Origin of the sequence: Novosphingobium percolationis, from assembly GCF_020179425.1 — a bacterium.
GTDB classification, from domain to species: domain Bacteria; phylum Pseudomonadota; class Alphaproteobacteria; order Sphingomonadales; family Sphingomonadaceae; genus Novosphingobium; species Novosphingobium percolationis.
Genome location: NZ_JAILYM010000003.1, coordinates 352,194 through 370,916 on the forward strand (window position 1 = coordinate 352,194; position 18,723 = coordinate 370,916).

At 68.4% G+C, this 18,723-nt stretch carries 20 protein-coding genes; 6 read left to right on the plus strand and 14 right to left on the minus strand.

Annotation, left to right across the window (positions count from 1 at the left end; all coding sequences use genetic code 11):
* Positions 1-5: 5 nt before the first annotated feature.
* Positions 6-440: a nuclear transport factor 2 family protein gene (locus K3A84_RS10145; protein ID WP_225009226.1), complete on the plus strand. Its 435-nt coding sequence runs from the start codon at positions 6-8 to the stop codon at positions 438-440.
* A 110-nt stretch (positions 441-550) separates the two neighbouring features.
* Here the strand turns inward: K3A84_RS10145 and K3A84_RS10150 are convergent, their stop codons facing one another.
* The 5 genes from K3A84_RS10150 to K3A84_RS10170 all read right to left on the minus strand — a co-directional run bounded on the left by K3A84_RS10150 (position 551) and on the right by K3A84_RS10170 (position 7,165).
* The gene (locus K3A84_RS10150) at positions 551-970 is read right to left on the minus strand and encodes a GlcG/HbpS family heme-binding protein (RefSeq protein WP_225009227.1); all 420 of its coding nucleotides are present in this window, start codon (positions 968-970) and stop codon (positions 551-553) included.
* A 5-nt stretch (positions 971-975) separates the two neighbouring features.
* On the minus strand, positions 976-2,277 hold the full coding sequence (gene glcF, locus K3A84_RS10155; protein WP_225009228.1) for a glycolate oxidase subunit GlcF: 1,302 nt from the start codon (positions 2,275-2,277) through the stop codon (positions 976-978).
* A complete protein-coding gene (locus K3A84_RS10160; protein ID WP_225009229.1) occupies positions 2,255-3,391 on the minus strand; it encodes an FAD-binding protein in 1,137 nt (378 codons plus the stop codon). The genes glcF and K3A84_RS10160 overlap by 23 nt, the downstream gene beginning before the upstream one ends.
* The gene (locus K3A84_RS10165) at positions 3,391-4,884 is read right to left on the minus strand and encodes an FAD-linked oxidase C-terminal domain-containing protein (RefSeq protein ID WP_225009230.1); all 1,494 of its coding nucleotides are present in this window, start codon (positions 4,882-4,884) and stop codon (positions 3,391-3,393) included. The genes K3A84_RS10160 and K3A84_RS10165 overlap by 1 nt, the downstream gene beginning before the upstream one ends.
* A 178-nt stretch (positions 4,885-5,062) precedes the next feature.
* Positions 5,063-7,165, minus strand: coding sequence for a malate synthase G (locus tag K3A84_RS10170; protein WP_225009231.1), 2,103 nt, complete (start codon positions 7,163-7,165; stop codon positions 5,063-5,065).
* A 133-nt stretch (positions 7,166-7,298) separates the two neighbouring features.
* Here K3A84_RS10170 and K3A84_RS10175 point away from each other — a divergent pair, with 133 nt between their 5' ends.
* Entirely contained in the window at positions 7,299-8,192 is an 894-nt protein-coding gene (locus K3A84_RS10175) for a LysR family transcriptional regulator (protein WP_225009232.1), read from the plus strand.
* Between the two features lies 1 nt (position 8,193).
* Here K3A84_RS10175 and K3A84_RS10180 read toward each other — a convergent pair whose 3' ends face one another.
* The 3 genes from K3A84_RS10180 to K3A84_RS10190 all read right to left on the minus strand — a co-directional run bounded on the left by K3A84_RS10180 (position 8,194) and on the right by K3A84_RS10190 (position 10,713).
* The gene (locus K3A84_RS10180; RefSeq protein WP_225009233.1) at positions 8,194-8,556 is read right to left on the minus strand and encodes an EthD domain-containing protein; all 363 of its coding nucleotides are present in this window, start codon (positions 8,554-8,556) and stop codon (positions 8,194-8,196) included.
* Entirely contained in the window at positions 8,553-9,344 is a 792-nt protein-coding gene (locus K3A84_RS10185; RefSeq protein ID WP_225009234.1) for a sugar phosphate isomerase/epimerase family protein, read from the minus strand. Before K3A84_RS10185 ends, K3A84_RS10180 begins: the two co-directional genes overlap by 4 nt.
* 190 nt (positions 9,345-9,534) lie before the next feature.
* Positions 9,535-10,713 (minus strand): aromatic ring-hydroxylating oxygenase subunit alpha, encoded by a 1,179-nt coding sequence (locus tag K3A84_RS10190; RefSeq protein ID WP_225009235.1) that lies wholly within the window; start codon positions 10,711-10,713, stop codon positions 9,535-9,537.
* A 155-nt stretch (positions 10,714-10,868) separates the two neighbouring features.
* On the opposite strand from K3A84_RS10190, the gene K3A84_RS10195 reads away from it, so the two are divergent.
* Positions 10,869-12,497 (plus strand): AMP-binding protein, encoded by a 1,629-nt coding sequence (locus tag K3A84_RS10195; protein ID WP_225009236.1) that lies wholly within the window; start codon positions 10,869-10,871, stop codon positions 12,495-12,497.
* Between the two features lie 9 nt (positions 12,498-12,506).
* On the opposite strand, the gene K3A84_RS10200 is transcribed toward K3A84_RS10195, so the two are convergent.
* Positions 12,507-12,890 (minus strand): ribonuclease HI, encoded by a 384-nt coding sequence (locus K3A84_RS10200; RefSeq protein ID WP_225009237.1) that lies wholly within the window; start codon positions 12,888-12,890, stop codon positions 12,507-12,509.
* An 11-nt stretch (positions 12,891-12,901) separates the two neighbouring features.
* Here K3A84_RS10200 and K3A84_RS10205 point away from each other — a divergent pair, with 11 nt between their 5' ends.
* A complete protein-coding gene (locus tag K3A84_RS10205; RefSeq protein WP_225009238.1) occupies positions 12,902-13,444 on the plus strand; it encodes a pseudouridine synthase in 543 nt (180 codons plus the stop codon).
* Between the two features lie 10 nt (positions 13,445-13,454).
* Here K3A84_RS10205 and K3A84_RS10210 read toward each other — a convergent pair whose 3' ends face one another.
* The gene (locus K3A84_RS10210) at positions 13,455-14,333 is read right to left on the minus strand and encodes an MBL fold metallo-hydrolase (protein WP_225009239.1); all 879 of its coding nucleotides are present in this window, start codon (positions 14,331-14,333) and stop codon (positions 13,455-13,457) included.
* Positions 14,334-14,418: 85 nt separating this feature from the next.
* Between K3A84_RS10210 and K3A84_RS10215 the strand changes: the two genes are divergently transcribed.
* Both K3A84_RS10215 and K3A84_RS10220 read left to right on the plus strand, forming a co-directional pair.
* The gene (locus K3A84_RS10215) at positions 14,419-14,973 is read left to right on the plus strand and encodes a rhodanese family protein (protein ID WP_225009240.1); all 555 of its coding nucleotides are present in this window, start codon (positions 14,419-14,421) and stop codon (positions 14,971-14,973) included.
* 3 nt (positions 14,974-14,976) lie between these two features.
* Positions 14,977-15,741 (plus strand): sulfite exporter TauE/SafE family protein, encoded by a 765-nt coding sequence (locus K3A84_RS10220; RefSeq protein WP_225009241.1) that lies wholly within the window; start codon positions 14,977-14,979, stop codon positions 15,739-15,741.
* Here K3A84_RS10220 and K3A84_RS10225 read toward each other — a convergent pair whose 3' ends face one another.
* From K3A84_RS10225 to K3A84_RS10240, 4 genes are read right to left on the minus strand one after another with little or no spacing between them, the layout of a single operon-like run.
* Positions 15,742-16,917, minus strand: coding sequence for a CCA tRNA nucleotidyltransferase (locus K3A84_RS10225; protein WP_225009242.1), 1,176 nt, complete (start codon positions 16,915-16,917; stop codon positions 15,742-15,744).
* A gap of 1 nt (position 16,918) precedes the next feature.
* The gene (locus tag K3A84_RS10230) at positions 16,919-17,527 is read right to left on the minus strand and encodes an NUDIX hydrolase (protein WP_225009243.1); all 609 of its coding nucleotides are present in this window, start codon (positions 17,525-17,527) and stop codon (positions 16,919-16,921) included.
* Positions 17,524-18,096, minus strand: a complete 573-nt coding sequence (locus tag K3A84_RS10235) for a DUF1285 domain-containing protein (RefSeq protein WP_225009244.1) — start codon at positions 18,094-18,096, stop codon at positions 17,524-17,526. The genes K3A84_RS10230 and K3A84_RS10235 overlap by 4 nt, the downstream gene beginning before the upstream one ends.
* A 26-nt stretch (positions 18,097-18,122) precedes the next feature.
* A complete protein-coding gene (locus tag K3A84_RS10240) occupies positions 18,123-18,632 on the minus strand; it encodes a GNAT family N-acetyltransferase (protein ID WP_225009245.1) in 510 nt (169 codons plus the stop codon).
* Between the last annotated feature and the right edge of the window lie 91 nt (positions 18,633-18,723).

The window sequence follows — 18,723 nt, forward strand, 5'->3', positions numbered from 1 at the left end:
CGTTCATGCCGTTCACCGGCCCGATCGAGGATCGCATCGCGATCCGCGAACTGATGGACACGCACGCCCACGGCGTGATGACCAAGGATGCCGACCTGTGGGGCTCGATCTGGGCGGATGACGCCTATTGGGAACTGCCCGACTATCCGGACCTCGGCGGCTTCACCGGCAAGGAGACGATCCTTGCCGGGTGGGTCGAATCGATGAAGGTTTATGGCCTCGACAACTGCACGAAGCCGATGATTTACTTCATGCAGCCCGGCTCGATCGAAGTGGATGGCGATACGGCGACCTCGGTCGCCTACACCATCGAGATATTCGACGATCCGGCGACGAACAAGCGCATCCACACCACGGGGCGCTATGACGACGAACTGCGCCGGATCGACGGCACGTGGAAGTTCGCGCGCCGTTCGTACCGGACGGTCTATTCGGACTGAGGCGGGGGCGGCTCGCCGCCCACCCCGCCGCGACTTGGACTTTCTGCGCAAGCCAAGGTCTCGCTTCCCCTCCCGCTAGCGGGAGGGGGTGGTCCGGACCTGACGCAGCCTCAGGCAGACAAGCCCGCTGCCGCGATGCCCGCGAGCGCGCACGCCTCGTCGTTGTCGGAATGATCGCCGGTCACGCCCACCGCGCCGATCACCTTGGCCTGCCCATCACGGACCAGCACGCCGCCCGCTGCCGGAACGATGCCCGCCGGGTTCAGCCCTGCCGCCGCGTTGATGAAGGTCGGGCGGTCGATCGCCATTTCCCCGATGACGCGCGAGGACACGCCGAGCGCGAGCGCGCCCGACGCCTTGGCCGTGGCGATCTGCGGGCGCAGGTTGGACGAACCGTCCTCGCGCGCGAAGGCGACGAGGTGGCCGCCCGGATCAAGCACGGCGATGCTGATCGGCTTGAGGCCGAGCTTGCGGCCTTCGGCAAGGCCTGCAGCCACGATGGTCTGCGCCTGTTCGAGCGAAATGGTCATGTGTCTTACTCCTGGGGAAGGTGCTTGAGTGCCGCGGGCTTCGGCCCGCCGGTTGCCCAGTCGAGCAGTTCGACGGTGTGAACCACGGGAGCCTGCGAAAAGCGGGCGATCTGGGTGGCGCAGCCCACGTTGCCGGTGGCGACGACATCGGCGTCTAGCCGGTCGAGATGGTCGGCCTTGCGCTGGCCGAGCTGGTTGGCGATCTCGGCCTGAAGGATGTTGTAGGTGCCCGCAGATCCGCAGCACAGGTGCGCCTCGGCGGGCGTGCGCACGGTGTAGCCTGCTTGCGCCAGCAGGCGCTTGGGCGCTTCGGTCACCTTCTGCCCGTGCTGCAGCGAGCAGGCCGGGTGATAGGCGACGGTCACGCCCTTGGGACCGGCTTGCGGCAGGTCGATGCGCGCGAGGTATTCGGACACGTCCAGCGCCAGCGCGCTGATCTGCGCGGCCTTGTCGGCATAGGCGGGATCGTCGCGCAGCAGGAAGCCATAGTCCTTGATCGTGGTGCCGCAGCCCGAGGCGGTGACGAGGATGGCATCGAGGGGCGCGCGTTCGATCTCGGTGATCCACGCATCGACGTTGCGGCGGGCGGCTTCGCGCGCGGCTTCCTCGCGGCCCATGTGATGCACGAGCGCGCCGCAGCAGCCTTCGTTCGGGGCGAACACGACTTCGTGGCCGCAGCGTTCGAGCAGGCGGACCGTGGCGGCGCGGAATTCGGGGCGCAGCACGGGTTCGGCGCAGCCTTGCAGCAACGCCACGCGGCCTTTGCGCGCCGGGAGGCGGGTGGACTGCGCGGGCGCGGGGGCGGGGATGCGCGCGGGCGCAAGGTCCAGCATCGCGGCCAGCGGGCGCAGGGGCTTGATCGCGCTGAGCAAGGGCCGAAGCGGCTTGCCCAGCGGCGCAAGGGTCAGCGCCCAGCGGAAGCGTTCGGGATAGGGCAGGATCGCCGCCAGCAGGCGACGGAAGAGGCGTTCGCTGCGGGGGCGCTCGTAATGCTCCTCGATATAGGCGCGCGCGTGATCGACGAGGTGCATGTAGTTCACGCCCGACGGGCAGGTGGTCATGCACGAGAGGCACGACAGGCAGCGGTCGACGTGGCGGACCACCTCGGCGCTCGGCTCGCGCTGGTTTTCGAGCATGTCCTTGATCAGGTAGATGCGGCCGCGCGGGGAATCGAGTTCGTCGCCGAGCAGGACGTAGGTCGGGCAGGTGGCGGTGCAGAAGCCGCAGTGCACGCACTTGCGGATCACGGCTTCCGAGGCGCGCATGGCGGGATCGGTGAGGGCCTCAGGCGGAAAGCTGGTCTGCATGGGCATCCTCGGCAAAGCGCGTGGTGGCGAAGACGCCGGTGGGATCGAAGGCGCGGGCCACGCGGGTTTCGAGCGCTGCGACGCCGGCCGGGCGGGGCGGGAAGGCGGGGATGCGTCCGCGCGTCGGCGCATCGGCGCGAACGAGCGTGGCTTCGCCGCCAGCCTGCGCGGCCAGCATACGCACATCCGGCCCTGCGTTATCGAGCGCGACCCACAGGCGACCGCCACCCCAGTCCATCGCCCAGTCGATGCCGAGCGGTTCCAGCGTTTCGACCAGAGCGGGCGCGTGGCGGGGCGGCAGGTGGATGCGCCAACCGACCGCGCCCGCCAGCTTGTGCCCGGTCATCGCTTCGGCCCAGAGCGGGGCGGCTGCGGCTTCATCGAGCAGGCTGAGCGAACAGTGATCGCTGAGCAGGCCGGCCAGGGCGGCGCAGCGCGCTTCGACCGAGGGCGCGAAGCCTGCGACGCGCAGCAGGGTGATCCCGCGCTTCAGGTGTGCGGCGGCGCTGACATCGGCGTTGCTGCCGAGCGCGCAGGCCATCGCGGCGTGCGCGGCGCGGGGGCTGAGGCCGTGGGCGGCGAGCGTGGTGGTCACGCGCGGGGCGGGCAGGACTTTGAGCGTGAGTTCGGTCATCGCGGCCAGGCGGCCCCACGATCCGGCGAGCAGCTTGGGCAGGTCGTAGCCGGTGACGTTCTTGACCACCTTGGCGCCCGCGACGAAGACTTCGCCCCGGCCTGATACGGCGGTGAGGCCGAGCAGGTGGTCGCGCGCGCTGCCCGCCGTGACGCGGCGCGATCCGGCCACGCCCGCCGCCACGGTGCCGCCGATGGTCGCTGCTGCATCGCCCCAGGGTTCGAAGGCGAGCATCTGGCCTTCGCCAGCGACCAGCGCTTCGATTTCGGCCAGCGGCGTGCCGGGGCGGACGGTGAGGACGAGTTCGGCGGGGTCGTAGTCGACCACGCCCGACAGCGCGGTGAGGCTGACGATTTCGGCTTCGCGCGGGGCGCCGAAATCGGCTTTCGTGCCGCCTCCGCGTAGTTCGAGCTTGCGGCCCGAAGCCGCCGCATCGGCGATGATGGCGCGCAGATCCTGTGCGTCGCGGGGAGCCAGCATCAGAACCTCGGCAATTCGGGGAAGGGCAGCGCGCCGTGGTGGACGTGCATCCGGCCCAGTTCCGCGCAGCGGTGGAGCGTCGGGAAGACCTTGCCGGGATTGAGCAGCAGGTCGGGATCGAAGGCGCATTTGACGCGCTGTTGCTGCTTGAGGTCTTCTTCGCCGAACATCACGGGCATCAGGTCGCGCTTTTCGATGCCGACGCCGTGTTCGCCAGTCAGCACGCCGCCGACTTCGACGCACAGACGCAAGATGTCGTTGCCGAACTCCTCGGCGCGGTCGAGTTCGCCCGGCACGTTGGCATCGTAGAGGATCAGCGGGTGCAGGTTGCCGTCGCCTGCATGGAACACGTTGGCGACGCCGAGGCCGTGGTGTGCCGACAGTTCCTCCATGCGGCGCAGCACGTGCGGCAACTGGCGGCGAGGGATGGTGCCGTCCATGCAGTAGTAATCGGGCGAGATGCGGCCGACGGCGGGGAAGGCGGCCTTGCGCCCCGCCCAGAAGGCCATGCGCTCGGCTTCGTCCTGCGAGACGCGGGTGGTGGTCGCGCCGTTATGGTCCGCGATGCGCGCGATCTCGCCGATCAGGTGGTCGCATTCGGCGGCGGGGCCATCGACCTCGACGATCAGCAGCGCGCCGACATCGAGAGGGTAGCCGACCTGCACGAAGGCTTCGGCGGCATGGATCGCGGGGCGGTCCATCATCTCCATGCCCGCCGGGATGATCCCTTCGGCGATGACCTGCGCCACGCACGCGCCCGCGCTTTCCGCATCGGGGAAACCGACCAGCACCGCGCGCGCGGTTTCGGGTTTGGGCAGGATGCGGACGGTGACTTCGGTGACGACGCCAAGCAGTCCTTCCGAGCCTACCACCACGCCGAGCAGGTCCAGCCCTGCCGGATCGAGGTGCCGCCCGCCAAGGCGCACGACTTCGCCATCCATCAGCACCAGTTCGACGCCCAGCACGTTGTTGGTGGTGAGGCCGTACTTCAGGCAGTGCACGCCGCCCGAGTTTTCCGCGACGTTGCCGCCGATCGAACAGGCGATCTGGCTGGAAGGATCGGGCGCGTAGTAGAAGCCGCGCGCCTCGACCGCTTGCGTGATGGCAAGGTTGGTGACGCCGGGCTGGACCACCGCCACGCGGTCCTCGTAGTCCACGTCGAGTACGCGCTTGAACTTGCCCATGCCGAGCAGCACCGCATCGGCCAGCGGCAGCGCCCCGCCCGAAAGCGAGGTGCCCGACCCGCGCGGCACGACCTTGACGCCTTCGCCATGGCACCAGCGCAGCACGGCGGAGACCTGCTCCACCGTTTCCGGCAGCACCACCAGCATCGGCGGCTGGCGATAGGCGGTGAGCCCGTCCGATTCCCACGGGCGCAGGGCGTCGGCTTGCGTGATCACGCCTTCGCCGGGCACGATCGCTTGCATCGCGGCGATGATGCGATCGCGCTTGGCGAGCGTGCCCTCGTCGGGCGCGGGCATGGCGATGGACATGGCGTTCCTTCCCTATGCCGCGCCCCGGGCCGGCCGACCTTCGGCCCATGCGGGCCTGCAAAACGCGCTTTTCTGTGCTCCGGTGCTCACGTACTGAAGTACGCTGCGCTCCGGTGCTCGAAAATCACACTTTTCGGCTCCACCTGAACCAAATGTCGACCGGCCCGACTGTACGGCCTTACCCTTGTGCTTTCACCTGCTGGCGGAACTTGTGCAACAGGGGTTCTGTATAGCCGTTGGGCTGGTCCACACCTTCGAACACCAGCGCGCGCGCGGCCTGGAAGGCGAGGCTGCCTTCGGGGTTGGACGCCATCGGCTGGTACAGCGGATCGGAGGCGTTCTGCGCATCGACCTTGGCGGCCATGCGCAGCAGCGCTTCATCGACCTGAGCGGCGGTGACGACGCCGTGCAGCAGCCAGTTGGCGATGTGCTGGCTGGAAATGCGCAGCGTGGCGCGATCTTCCATCAGGCCGACGTCGTTGATGTCGGGCACCTTGGAGCAGCCGACGCCCTGATCGACCCAGCGCACCACGTAGCCGAGAATCCCTTGCGCGTTGTTGTCGATTTCCTCGCGCACTTCCTCGGCCGACCAGTTGTGGCCGGTGGCGACGGGGATGGTCAGCAGCGCATCAAGCGAGGCGATGCCCTCGGCGCGGCGTTCCACCTGCCGGGCGAACACGTCGACCTTGTGGTAGTGCGTGGCGTGGAGCGTGGCGGCGGTGGGCGAGGGCACCCACGCGGTGTTGGCGCCGGTCTTCGGGTGGCCGATCTTCTGCACCAGCATGTCGCCCATGCGATCGGGCATGGCCCACATGCCCTTGCCGATCTGCGACTTGCCCGAAAGCCCGCAGGCCAGGCCGATCTGGACGTTGCGGTCCTCGTAAGACTGGATCCAGGCGCTGGCCTTCATGTCGCCCTTGCGCAGCATCGGGCCGGCCTGCATCGAGGTGTGCATTTCATCGCCGGTGCGGTCGAGGAAGCCGGTGTTGATGAACATGATGCGGTCGCGCACGGCGTGAATCGTCGCGGCCAGGTTGGCGCTGGTGCGGCGTTCTTCGTCCATCACGCCGATCTTGAGCGTGTGGCGCGCAAGGCCGAGCATGTCTTCCACCGCATCGAACAGGTCGTTGGCGAAGGCGGCTTCTTCGGGGCCGTGCATCTTGGGCTTGACGATATAGACCGAGCCGGTGCGGCTGTTGCGGATCGGGCCCGCGCCGTTCAGGTCGTGCAGCGCAATCAGGCTGGTGACGATGCCGTCGAGGATGCCCTCGGGCGCTTCGCCGCCATCGGCGAGCAGCACGGCGGGGTTGGTCATCAGGTGGCCGACATTGCGCACCAGCAGCAACGAACGGCCCGGCAGCGTGAACTGGCTGCCATCCGGCGCGGTGTAGGCGCGGTCTGCATTGAGGCGGCGGGTCATCTGCGCGCCGCCCTTCTCGAAGGTGTCTTCGAGATTGCCCTGCATCAGGCCGAGCCAGTTCGAATAGGCCGCGACCTTGTCTTCGGCATCGACGGCGGCGACCGAATCCTCGAAATCGCAGATCGTGGTGATCGCCGCTTCCATCAGGACGTCGGCGATGCCCGCCGGGTCGTCCTTGCCGATCGAATGGCTGCGGTCGATCACGACTTCGATGTGCAAGCCGTTATGGGCGAGCAGCAGGTTGTCGCCCGAACGGCCGATCAGCTGCGCCGGATCGGCGAGCACGAGGTCGCCGCCGGTCCAGTCGGCCCAGCTGCCAGTGGCGAGCGGCGCGGCTTCGTCGAGGAACGCCTTGGCCCACGCGATGACCTGGCTCCCTCGCGCCGCGTCATAGCCCTTGCCCGCCGGGCTGCCGGGGATGGCATCGGTGCCGTAGAGCGCATCGTACAGGCTGCCCCAGCGCGCGTTGGCAGCGTTGAGCAGGAAGCGCGCGTTGAGCACGGGGACGACCAGCTGCGGTCCGGCGACTTGGGCCAGCTCGCGGTCGACGTTCTTGGGCGCCACGGCAAAGGGCGCCGGTTCGGGGACGATGTAGCCGATTTCGGTCAGGAACGCCTTGTAGGCGGTCATGTCGATCGGCTGGCCTGCGCGTGCCTTGTGCCAGCTGTCGATCTGCGCCTGGAGCGCGTCGCGCTTGGCGAGCAATTCGCGGTTGCGCGGGGCGAAGCGCGCGAAGATGTCGGCTGCGCCCGCCCAGAAGGCGTCCGCCGCGATGCCGGTGCCGGGCAGCGCGCGCTCTTCCACGAAAGCGGCGAGTTCGCCCGCAACCTTCAATCCCGCCTTGTCGACATACCCGGTCATTGCAAACACTCCTTGATCCCGTGCCGCGCGCCTGGCGCGCGGCTGGCCTTGATCCGTTGGCGATGACCTAGCGCGGCCCGCACGACTGCGGTAGAAGGAAATAATTCAACACACCTTGTCGCAGGGGTTAACAATGTTCGATCCCGACTATGACCTGTTCGTGGCCATTGTCGAAGCGGGGTCCATTTCCGCCGCCGCGCGCGTGCGCGGACTATCGACCCCCGCGCTGTCGAAGCGACTGGCGCGGCTGGAGGAACGGTTGGGGGTGCGGCTGGCGCAGCGCACCACGCGGCGGCTGGCGCTGACCCCTGCCGGGCAGGACCTGTTCGATACACTGATGCCCCTGCGTGCGGCGCTGAGCGCGGCGGAGGATCGCATTGCCGGGCGCCACGCCGGCGTCAGCGGCCCCTTGCGCCTGACCGCGCCGACTTCGTTCGGGCGGATGCACGTGGTGCCGTGCCTGCCCGCCTTCGTGGCGCGCTGGCCCGAGGTGGACCTTGCCATCGACCTGTCGGACGAGTTCGTGGACCTGCTGGACGGGCGATATGATCTGGCCATCCGCATCGGTGCGCGGATCGGGGCGGGGCTGGTTGGGCACCGGCTCGGCACCAGCAGCCGCGTGCTGTGCGCCGCGCCTGCCTATCTGGCGGCGTTCGGGGAGCCGCAGGCGCTGGGCGAGCTGTCCCGCCACCGCCTGCTTGCCACGACAAGCCAGTTGCCCTGGCAACTCGACGGGCCGGAAGGCACCGTGCTGCAACAGGGGACCAGCGCGATCCGCACCAATTCGAGCGAGGTCGTGCGCGAACTGGCGCTCGGCGGCTGCGGCATCGCGCTGCGCTCGCTGTGGGACGTGGCCGACGCGCTGGCGGCAGGCACCCTGTGCCGCGTGTTGCCCGACTACTGCGGGTCGCAGGACGTGGGCGTGTTCGCGGTCCACGCGCCGGGCGCGCCGACCCGCGTGGCGACGTTGATCGACCACCTGCGCGCGCATATCGAGATCGCCGCGCTGCTGCCGGAAGTGGGGTAGGTCAGGCGTTGTCCGCCGGCAGCGCGGACCGCCGTCGTTCGACGCTGTAGGTGCGCATCCGCGAGCGGTCGAACAGGCGTTCCTCGTCGGCCACGATCTCGTCCATGATCGCCGGGTCGGCCATGGCGGCGAAGCAGGCATCGCAGGTGGCCTGGTCGCGAAAGTCGATTTCCAGCACCACGTCGAAATCGTGGTCCACGGTCTGGCCGTCGAAGGGGTGGAGGTGCAGGCGCTCGTAGCGGCTGGCCCAGCCCGACAGCACCTTTTCGCCGATCACGCGGTGGTTCGATTCGTAGTAGGCGATGAAATCGGCCTTGCTCATGCCGTCGCGGCGCTTGAGCAGGGTGAGGACGGTGACGGTCATGCGAGGGTGTCCATCCATGCGCGGGTTGCGCGGGCCACTTCGCTGGCGCGCAGGGCGGGGTGGGGGAAGGCGTCGCGCAGCGCCTTGCTGCGCAGTTCGATCGACAGCGGAATCCCGGCGGGCAGCGCGTGGTAAAGCGCGGCGAGCGGCAGCGCGCCTTCGCCGCATTGCTGGCGCAGGTCAATCGCGTCCTCGATCACAGCGGCGAAATCGGCGGGATCGGGGCGCTGAGCCAGCGCATCGCAGAACTGTGCGTAAGGAAGCAGCGCCGGGTCGATGGCGGCAATCTGTTCCACCGTGGTGCCCGAGCGGTCGAGGTGGATTGGATCGAGCAGCAGCGCACGGCTGGAGTGTGCCACATCGTCGAGGATCGAAAGCGCGGTTGCCAGCGATTTTACCTCGGTGAAGATGCCGAATTCGAGCGCCACGCGGATCCCGGCAGGCGCGGCGTGTTCGCACAGCATGGCGAGCCGCGCGGCGGTGCGGGCGTGGTCGGGATCGGACGAGACGCACAGCACGTTCTTCGCGCCCAGTTCCGCGCCGACGTCGATGACCTTGCGGTGATCGTCGTCGCTGCTGTCGGGCTTGATCCACACCACTTCGACATCGAGCAGCGGCAGGCCGGTCCGCGCAAGCGCCGCGCGGGCATCGCGGGTAGTCTGGTCGGTCCAGTCGGCGGGTTCCACCCACAGGCCGACCATGTCGAACCCGCCGGCAGCGGCGGCTTCGATGGTGTCTACAGGGCCGAATTCGGGGACGATGCCGGAGGCGAAGCTGATCGGGTTCATGGCATTCTCTCCGTTGGGGGGCTTTTGCCCTCTCTTTCGGGATGTGCCTCAGCCCACCCCGCTGCGACTAGCACTTCCTGCCGAAGCGCAAGTCCCGCTGCCCCTCCCGCCTGCGGGAGGGGGCGTCAGCGCCCGTTAGCTCCCTCCCGCAAGCGGGAGGGGTTGGGGGTGGGCAGCCCCCAGCGCAACCTTACATCTCCGGTTCGGGCAGGTCCGCGTCGTCCTGCAGATACCAGTTGAGCCATTCGTGGAAGTACTGGTTGCCGCGTTCGTTGCGACCGAAGGTCAGCTCGTCGTGCGCGCCGCTTTCGAGGCCCTTCTGGATCTCGAGCCCGATGAGGTAGTCCTCGGTATAGGTCACGTCGCGGAAGAAGTTCATCGCTGCTTCGACGTTGGCGCGATCCTCCTCGTCGCGGATCGGTTCGCGGCGCAGGTAGTTCAGCACGGTGCGGTTCTCGCCCGGCGTCGGCCCGGGGAACAGCTGGGCGACCTGGGTGATCTCGGGCGCGATGAACACCGACACGTTGGGGAACATGATCCGCACGAAGTCGAACCCGTTGTTCTCCTGCGTGCCCCATTCCTCGCGCGGCACGTCCTTCAGCGCCTCGGCGATGCGGTGCTGGGGGAAGCCGATGCGCTGGTGCGGGCCGAACCCTTCGTAGTGGGTGCAGTTCGACGGCGTGCGCGGGAAGATCGTTTCAGGATGCAGCGAGGCGAAGTGGTAGCCTTCCAGATAGCCGTCATAGGCGATCTTCCAGTTAGCGCCCTCGATCACGCGGCTGCCCATGTAGCTCCACTTGTCGAAGTCGATGGCTTCGAAATCTTCGAGGAAGCCGCGATAGAACTTGTCGACGTCGATCGGCGCGTTGGGCGTCAGGACGACGAAGATCATGCCCGCCTTTTCCTGGCAGGGCAGTTCGCGCAGGCCCATGCCGGGCTTGTCGATCTCGCCGAACTTGCTCGCTTCGGACACGCCGATCAGCTTGCCGTCCTGGCCAAAGGTCCAGGCGTGGTACTTGCAGGTGAAGCGCGGGCAGTTGCCATGGCCTTCGGGCGCGACGCGCGCGCCACGGTGCGAGCAGACGTTGAGGAAGGCGCGGACCTGGCCCTGCTTGTCGCGGGTGATCAGCACGGGCAGGCCGACCGCTTCCATCGCCTTGTAATCGCCGGGGTTGGGCATTTCGGCGGTGAAGACGAGCATCAGCGGCACGCGCTTGAACACCAGCTCCATCTCCGCCTTCCACTGGTCGGGGTCGGTGTAGCTTTCGGTGGGAACGCGCATCGTCTTCTCGGTGAGGAAGGTCTGCTTGTTCTCGACGTAGTCGCGCATGATTGCGGCGACGTCGCCGATGCGTTCGATGCGGTCCATGTGCGTAATTCTCCCGGGGAATCCGTGGCCTTTCGGCCTTTCACGGTTCGGACAATGCCCGCCCCTGCGCGTCGGGCCAAGCTGTGACACTTGGCAGGTGGGCCTGTTCCTTTGGCCAATTGAGGCAAACCCCCACCGCGCGGAAGAACCGGACCATGAGCGAAACCATAACGCCGCCCTGGGAGTGGCTTCCGATTCCCGCCCCGCATCAGCAGGCCTTCGTCGATGCGGGCGATTTCTCGCTGGCGACTATCGCCGATCACGCCGTCGCGCGCGCTGGCAGCGATCCCGATTTCGTGTGCATGGTCGATGGCGAGGGGCAGTACACCTTCGCCACGCTGCTGGAGGAGGCGACCGCGCTGGCCGCGGCGCTGACCGCGCGCGGTCTGAAGGCGGGCGAGGTCATCGCCTTCCAGGTGCCCAACTGGCGCGAGGCCGCGGCGATCAACCTTGCCGCCGCGCTGGGCGGCTGGGTGGTCAACCCGATCGTGCCGATCTACCGTGATGCCGAAGTCACGATGATGCTGGGCGACTGCCGGGCGCGCGCGATCTTCGTGCCGCAGGTCTATCGCAAGGTCGATTATGCCGCGATGGCGCGTCGCTGTCAGGCCGCGCTGCCCGATCTGGCCCACGTGTTCACGGTGCGCGGTGAAGGCGCGGACGATTTTGCCACGCTGGTGGCCGAAGGGCGCGCGCTGGGCTTCACGCGGCCCTCGGTCGATCCGATGGGCGTGAAGATGGTGCTCTACACTTCGGGCACCACTGGGCGGCCCAAGGGCGTGCTGCACAGCCATGTCACCCTGCAGCGCATCGTCGCCAGAAGCGGCGAACACTGGGGGCTGAAGGCGGGCGAGGCGACGCTAATGCCGTCCCCGGTCACGCACGTTTCGGGCTATGCCAACGGGCTGGAGGCGCCGCTGATCTGCGGTATCCGCTCGGTGCTGATGGAGGCGTGGAACGCTGCCGAGGCGCTCGCGCTGATCGAGCAGCACCAGCTGGTCGGCACGGTGGCGGCGACCCCGTTCCTGGTCGAGTTGGCAGCGACCGCGCGTGCGGCGGGCACGGGCATCCCCAGCTTCCGCTTCTTTGCCTGCGGCGGTGCGGCGGTGCCGAACGACCTGATCCCGGCGGCCAACGCCGCGTTCGACAACTGCAAGGCATTTCGCGTGTTCGGCGCGTCCGAAGTTCCGCTGGTGACGTTCGGCTGGCCGCACGACGAGCATCTGGCCGCGACCACCGACGGCGAGGTCATCGACTATACGGTGCGCATCGTCGACAATGACGACAACGACGTGCCTGCGGGCAGCGAAGGCGAGATCCTCGCGCGCGGCCCTGGCATGATGATGGGCTATGCCGACGCGCAGCAAACCGCTGAGGCGATCACCAGCGACGGCTATTTCCGCACCGGCGACCTCGGCACGCTGACCGCCGATGGCGCGATCACCATCACGGGGCGCAAGAAGGACCTGATCATCCGTGGCGGCGAGAACATCTCGGCCAAGGAGATCGAGGACGTGCTCCACACCCATCCGGCGGTGAAGGAGGCGAGCATTGTCGCCATGCCGCACGAGCGGCTGGGCGAGGGCGTGTGCGCCTACATCATCCTGTCGGGCGAAGCGGACGCGGCTGCGCTCGCGGCGCATGTCGGCGCAAGCGGCCTTGCCAAGCAGAAGATCCCCGAGCGCTTCGAGTTCGTCGAGGACTTCCCGCGCACGGCCAGCGGCAAGGTGCGCAAGGACCAACTGCGCGCCGATGTTAAGGCCAAGGTGAGCGGCGCGGCCTGAACAGGAGGATCAGCGCGGGTGTCGCCGGTTGAGCGCGACGCCCGCGAGGTTCTGTGCGCGGCGGACATAGCGCACGCTGACCCGCGCATCGGTAGCGAGTTCGCGGAATGTGGCGAGATGATGCGCGGCGCTTGCCACCGGCTTTGCCTTGCCGTTCACCACGGCGATCACCGCCAGCGCATCGCCCAGCAGCACCACATCGGCAAGGCCGTGTGAGCGTGCGACCCGCAGTCCCTCCACCAGTGCCAGCCATTCGGCTTCGTGGCTCGATCCATGGCCTAGATCGGTGCGGACCAGCATCTCGCCCCCCAGCACCACCGCGCATTCCATCGCACCGGGGTTGGGGCGGCAGCCACCATCGAAGAACACTTTTGCGCGCGGGCGTTTTGTCATTAGAGCGGGGCATGGCCCGCGTGATCCTGTTCAACAAGCCCTATGGCGTGCTCAGCCAGTTCACCGATGGCGAAGCACGCGCCACGCTGTCCGATCATATCACGCTGCCCGGCGTCTATCCGGCGGGGCGATTGGACCGCGACAGCGAAGGCCTGCTGCTGCTGACCGACGATGGCCGCTTGCAGGCGCGCATCGCCGACCCGCGCTTCAAGACAGCCAAGACCTATCTTGTGCAGGTGGAAGGCGTGGCCAGCGACGAAGCGCTCGACCAGTTGCGCCGGGGCGTGCGGCTGAAGGACGGCATGACCCTTCCCGCCGAGGCCGAGCGCATCCCCGCGCCCGACCTGTGGCCGCGCGACCCGCCGGTGCGCTTTCGCAAGTCGGTGCCCGATGAATGGATTTCGCTGACCATCCGCGAAGGGCGCAACCGGCAGGTGCGGCGCATGACGGCGGCGGTGGGGCTGCCCACGCTGCGGCTGGTGCGCTGGCGCATCGGCGACTGGACGCTGGACCGCCTCGCGCCGGGAGAGTGGCGCGAGGTCCGGGTGGGGTAAGAGTGCGTCCTCAGATCGTGTTGATCGGCAACTTCAGGTAACGCGTGCCATTGTCCGAGGCGGGCGGCAGCGCGCCTGCGCGGATGTTCACCTGCAGCGAAGGCAGGATCAGCACCGGCGCTTCGAGCTGCGCGTCCCGGGCATGGCGCAGCGCCACATAGTCGGCCTCGCTCACGCCGTCGTGGATGTGGACATTGTCCGCCGCCTGCGCCGCCACGGTGGTTTCCCAAGCATAGATCGTGCGGCCTTCGGGCAGGTAATCGTGGCCCACGAACACGCGCGTTTCGCCCGGCAGCGCCAAAATCCGGCGGATGGAGCGGTAGAGCTGTTCGGCGCTGCCACCGGGGAAGTCGCTGCGCGCGGTGCCATAGTCGGGCATGAACAGGGTATCGCCGACGAACGCCGCATCGCCGATCACATAGGTGACGCAGGCCGGGGTGTGGCCGGGCGTGTGCAGCACCTGGATCTCCAGCGAGCCCAGCGGCAGCACGTCGCCTTCCTGCACGAGCCGGTCGAACTGGCTGCCGTCGGGCGTCACGTCGTCGGCTTCGAACAGCGGCGCGAAGGTGCGCTGCACATCGGTGATGCGCGCGCCGATCACCACGGGCGCGCCGGTCTTTTCGCGCAGGTAGTGCGAGGCGGAGAGATGGTCGGCGTGCGCGTGGGTTTCAAGCAGCCATGCGAGCGTCAGCCCGCGCTGCGCCACGGCATCGAGCAGCGCATCGGCCGATCGCGTGGCGATGCGCGCGTTGCGCGCGCTGAAATCGAGCACGGGGTCGATGATCGCGGCGATGCGCGTTGCGGGGTCATGGACAAGGTACGTCACGGTGAACGTGGCCGCATCGAAGAAGGCTTCGACTTGCGGACGGGCGGCGGACTCGGCGGGCATGTTGGTCTCCTTTGGTTTTATAATAGACCTTGCTAATTTAGATTCAAGTAATATAAACAGCATCAGGCATACCGAAGGAACGATCATGACTGCCACGCTTCGCCCGCTTTCCCCGCAAGACGTCCGCGCCCGCATCGTCGCAGGCCGCGCGGTGCTCGTCGACGTGCGCGAGAGCGATGAATTTGCCCGCGTCCACGTGCCGGGCTCGCTGTCCTATCCCCTGTCCGGGCTCGAAGCCGCGCATCTGTCCGTCGCACCCGATGCCGAGGTGATCTTCACCTGCCGCAGCGGGATGCGCACTGCAGGCGCCTGCGATCGCCTCGCCACGCGCGTGGCGGGTGAGGCTTTCGTGATGCAGGGCGGGCTGGATGCGTGGGCGAAGGCGGGCCTGCCGCTGGCGCAGGACCGCAAGGCGCCGCTCGAACTCAACCGGCAGGTGCAGATCACCGCGGGGCTGCTGATCCTGACCGGCGTGATCCTCAGCCTGCTGGTCGCGCCCGGCTGGCTCGGCCTGTCGGCCTTTGTCGGCGCGGGCCTGACGTTCGCGGGCGTCACCGGCACTTGCGGTATGGCGCGCGTGCTGATGCTTGCGCCGTGGAACCGCCGCAGCCCGGCCAATACCTCCGTCGCAGGAGCCTGAGCCATGGGCTGGGAAAGCCTTGCGCTCGGCGCTGTGGGCGGCACCATCGTCGGCCTGCTGCTGACGCTGTTCGGCGGCGGCGGATCGGTGTTGGCGACGCCCTGGCTGATCTACGTCGTCGGCGTGGCGGATACCCACGTCGCGATAGGCACTTCGGCGGCGGCGGTTGCGGTCAACGCCGCCACCGGCCTTGTTGCGCAGGCGCGGGCGGGCAAGGTCAAGTGGCCCTGTGCCAGCGTCTTTGCGATGTCCGGCGTGACCGGCTCGCTGATCGGTGCGCATCTGGCCAAGCAGGTGGACGGCAAGGCGCTGCTCTCGTGGTTCGCTTTCGCCATGATCGCGATCGCGGTGTCGATGCTGAGCCCCAAGCGCAGCGAAGGCGATCCCGATGTCCATCTCCAGCCTGGCATGGTGCTCAAGCTCGCGCCGGTGGGCATGCTGACGGGCCTCGCCGCCGGGTTCTTCGGCATCGGTGGCGGCTTCCTGATCGCGCCGGGACTGATGGCCTCGACCGGCATGACGCTGGCCAATGCGGGCGCATCGTCGCTGGTCTCGGTCGCGCTGTTCGGTTCGGCGACGAGTGCGTCCTACGCGCTGTCGGGCCAGGTGGCGTGGTCGCTGTTCGCAGCACTGGTGGCGGGCGGTGCGGCGGGGACGCTCATCGCGATCCCCCTGTCGCGCAGGCTCGCATCCCATCCGCAGCTTGGGCGCTCGATCTTCGCGGTGATGATCATCGCGGTTGCCGCCTACATTCTGCTGGCGCGCTGATCAGCCTGCCAGTGCCGCGTCGAGCAGCGCAGGGATCTGCGCGTCGTTGAACTGGCACGCGATCCAGCCGTCTTCCACCGTGCGCAAGGTGCGGGCGATCGCGGGACCTGCGCTGACGCCGCGCGCGACCACTTCGCCACCCTTGAGCGGGAAGCGTGGGGGTTGCCAGCCGGCCAGCGGTGCAAGGCTCTCGCCCGCCAGCAGCAGGCGGTCGCGCGCTTCGTCCATCCCGATCCGATAGGCCAGCGCGCGCGCCTCCGCGCTCGTCTCTGCCCCGGTGCGTGCGGCGGCGGTAGCCAGCCGCTTGCGCTGCGCCGCAGACAGCCGCAGCCGCGCACCGACCTGATCGACCGCCTGCGGATCGGCGGGCAGGATCGCGGCAAGACGGCGCAAGGCATCGGGCGCGGCGCCTGCGCGCGCTTCGGCGGCGACCAGCGCGGCCAGCGGCGCAGGCTCGGCTTCGGGCAGCACTTGTGCCAGCACGCCCAGTTCCGCCATCCGCGCCAGCGTCGGGGCGGGATCGGGCAGGCCGAGCAGATTGAGCAGCTCGGCGGCGATGCGCTCGCGGCTGAGGCCTTTCAGCCCCGCGCCGAGCGCCTGCACGGCGGCTTCGGCTTGCGCATCGGCGGGTAGCGAACCGAACCGCGCCTGAAAACGGAAGTAGCGCAGGATGCGCAGGTAGTCCTCGCGGATGCGCGTCTCGGCATCGCCGATGAAGCGCACGCGCCGCGCGGCAAGATCGTCCAGCCCGCCGAAGTAGTCGTAGACCACCAGTGAGCGAGGATCGGCCGACAACGCGTTGATGGTGAAGTCGCGCCGCGCGGCGTCCTCCTGCCAGTCGGTGCTGAACGCGACGGTGGCGTGACGGCCATCGGTCTCGACATCGCGGCGCAAGGTGGTGATCTCGACCGGCCCGCCTGCCAGCACGGCGGTAACGGTGCCATGGGCAAGGCCGGTGGGCACGGCCTTGATCCCGCCTGCGGCCAGTCGTTCCAAGGTCTGTTCAGGGAGCCGCGTGGTCGCCATGTCGATGTCCTTGGCCACGATTCCCAGCAGGGTGTCGCGCACCACGCCGCCGACATAGCGGCAAGTGCCCTCGCCCGCAGGGTCGAGCGCGACAACAAGCTCGGCGAGATCGGCGCGTTGGGTCCATGGTGCGGGGGGAAGGGTGGTCATCTCAGGAATGCCAGCGCATGCGGTGGGTCAGGTTGGCGATGATCCCGCCGGTCACGCCCCAGACGCGGTGCTCGCGCCACAGGATCTCGACATAGCCGACCTCGCGCCCCTGCCAGTCGACGCGGCGATGCTGCTGGTTGGCGGGATCGAGCAGGAACCCCAGCGGCGGTTCGAACCAGCTGGCGACTTCGGCGGGGTTGGGCTGCAGCGGCAGGTCGGGTGGCACCATGGCGAGAACCGGGGTGATGTCATAGCCGGTGCCGGTGCGGTACTGGTCGGACGCGCCGATCACCTGCACGTCGCGCGGGTCGATCCCCAGTTCCTCGTTGGCTTCGCGCAAGGCGGCCTCGATCGGGGTTTCGCCGGGATCGATCTTGCCGCCGGGAAACGCCGCCTGCCCCGGATGCGCGCGCATGTGCGAAGGGCGGTGGATCAGCAGGACGCCCGGCCCTTCGGGATGATCTGGCCGTTCGGTCACGGCGATCAGCACGGCCGCAGGGCGCAGGCCGGTTTCCGGGATCGGGCGGAAATCCTCGTAGGCGGGGGCGAACGGTCGGGCATGGCCTTCATCGAACAGACGCGTCAGCCGCGCGAGCAAGGGGCTGGTCATGCGGCGGGCACCAGCGCGAAAGTGGCACCCATGCTTGCCACCGCGAGCGCGTCGGCACTGGAGACCGCGAGTGCGTGGTCGATCAGCTGGCCATAAGTGCTTCGGTTCAGCCGAGCCTCGGTGCCATGACGCACGGCGAGGTAGAAGGCGGGCACCTCCGCGGTTCCGGCCACGCGCAAGGGATGGTTCGGCCCGCACAGCACCACGTCGTCGCTGTTGAGCCGGAAGGCCAACACCGCGCGGGCCTGCTCATCGGTGCGCACTTCCATGTCGGTGGCGAGAAAGGCGGCATCCTCGACCGCGATCGACAGGCGCTGGAATGGGGTCTTGAGCCAGTGCTGGCCCGCGCCATCGCGCATCAGCAGCGACGAGAATGCGCGCACCATCGCCGGGCGACGGATTTCGCCGCCCTGATGGAACCAGCGCCCGTCGGCGGCGATGCGCATCTCGCTGTCGCCAACTTCGGCCGGGTCCCACTGGTCGAGCGGCGGGATGCGGCGCGCCGCCACTTCCGCGGCAAGGTCTGCGAGGCTGAGCGAGGCGAGTTCGGGGGGTGGCGTATAGGGCATCGTTCAAAAGCCGATGCCAGAAGCGATCACCCGCGCCAAGGCCCCAACATGCCGTCTTGCGGCAGGACGGCGGGATTGGCGGTGCGGCACAGCAGGCGGTGCTGCTCGAACGGTCCCGGCAGGCTCCACCCGCCGGTATGCGCGTTGGAGAAGCCGAAGAAGCGCTCGTAGTATTCGGGATCGCCGATCAGCACCTGCGGCAGCGGCGCGCGCGGGTCGATCGCGGTCAGCGCGGCGGTCATCAGTGCCTTGCCATAACCCTTGCCCTGAAGGTCGGGCAGCACGGCCACGGGGCCGACCATGATCATCGGGTGACGGCGGCCATTGCCGTCGGTCAGCGCCACCGGCCAGCACTGGATCGTGCCTGCCAGCATCTCGTCCTCGTCCAGCGCGGCGAACGACAGGCCGGGCAGCCATTCGGTGCCTTCGCGCACCTTGTAGGCGGTGCGGGTGTGGCGCGCGGGCTCGAACGCCGAATCGAGCAGCTCTTCGATCAGCGCGGGATCAACGTCGGCGAGGGGAATGATCGTGGACACGGGACGGGCCGATAGCGGTGGGGGGCTGCTGGCGCAAGCGCGGGGGAACGGCGCGATGGATCGACCGGTCCGGGACGCGCGCCGATGCGGC

Coding starts and splice junctions, on each gene's coding strand:
- K3A84_RS10150 (WP_225009227.1), bottom strand. CDS start 970: ATGACCATTTCGCTCGAACAGGCGCAGACCATCGTGGCTGCAGGCCTT.
- K3A84_RS10205 (WP_225009238.1), top strand. CDS start 12,902: ATGGCCCGCGTGATCCTGTTCAACAAGCCCTATGGCGTGCTCAGCCAG.
- K3A84_RS10230 (WP_225009243.1), bottom strand. CDS start 17,527: ATGACCAGCCCCTTGCTCGCGCGGCTGACGCGTCTGTTCGATGAAGGC.
- K3A84_RS10195 (WP_225009236.1), top strand. CDS start 10,869: ATGAGCGAAACCATAACGCCGCCCTGGGAGTGGCTTCCGATTCCCGCC.
- K3A84_RS10210 (WP_225009239.1), bottom strand. CDS start 14,333: ATGCCCGCCGAGTCCGCCGCCCGTCCGCAAGTCGAAGCCTTCTTCGAT.
- K3A84_RS10215 (WP_225009240.1), top strand. CDS start 14,419: ATGACTGCCACGCTTCGCCCGCTTTCCCCGCAAGACGTCCGCGCCCGC.
- K3A84_RS10225 (WP_225009242.1), bottom strand. CDS start 16,917: ATGACCACCCTTCCCCCCGCACCATGGACCCAACGCGCCGATCTCGCC.
- K3A84_RS10220 (WP_225009241.1), top strand. CDS start 14,977: ATGGGCTGGGAAAGCCTTGCGCTCGGCGCTGTGGGCGGCACCATCGTC.
- K3A84_RS10180 (WP_225009233.1), bottom strand. CDS start 8,556: ATGACCGTCACCGTCCTCACCCTGCTCAAGCGCCGCGACGGCATGAGC.
- K3A84_RS10165 (WP_225009230.1), bottom strand. CDS start 4,884: ATGTCCATCGCCATGCCCGCGCCCGACGAGGGCACGCTCGCCAAGCGC.
- K3A84_RS10145 (WP_225009226.1), top strand. CDS start 6: ATGCCGTTCACCGGCCCGATCGAGGATCGCATCGCGATCCGCGAACTG.
- K3A84_RS10175 (WP_225009232.1), top strand. CDS start 7,299: ATGTTCGATCCCGACTATGACCTGTTCGTGGCCATTGTCGAAGCGGGG.
- glcF (WP_225009228.1), bottom strand. CDS start 2,277: ATGCAGACCAGCTTTCCGCCTGAGGCCCTCACCGATCCCGCCATGCGC.
- K3A84_RS10170 (WP_225009231.1), bottom strand. CDS start 7,165: ATGACCGGGTATGTCGACAAGGCGGGATTGAAGGTTGCGGGCGAACTC.
- K3A84_RS10160 (WP_225009229.1), bottom strand. CDS start 3,391: ATGCTGGCTCCCCGCGACGCACAGGATCTGCGCGCCATCATCGCCGAT.
- K3A84_RS10185 (WP_225009234.1), bottom strand. CDS start 9,344: ATGAACCCGATCAGCTTCGCCTCCGGCATCGTCCCCGAATTCGGCCCT.
- K3A84_RS10235 (WP_225009244.1), bottom strand. CDS start 18,096: ATGCCCTATACGCCACCCCCCGAACTCGCCTCGCTCAGCCTCGCAGAC.
- K3A84_RS10200 (WP_225009237.1), bottom strand. CDS start 12,890: ATGACAAAACGCCCGCGCGCAAAAGTGTTCTTCGATGGTGGCTGCCGC.
- K3A84_RS10190 (WP_225009235.1), bottom strand. CDS start 10,713: ATGGACCGCATCGAACGCATCGGCGACGTCGCCGCAATCATGCGCGAC.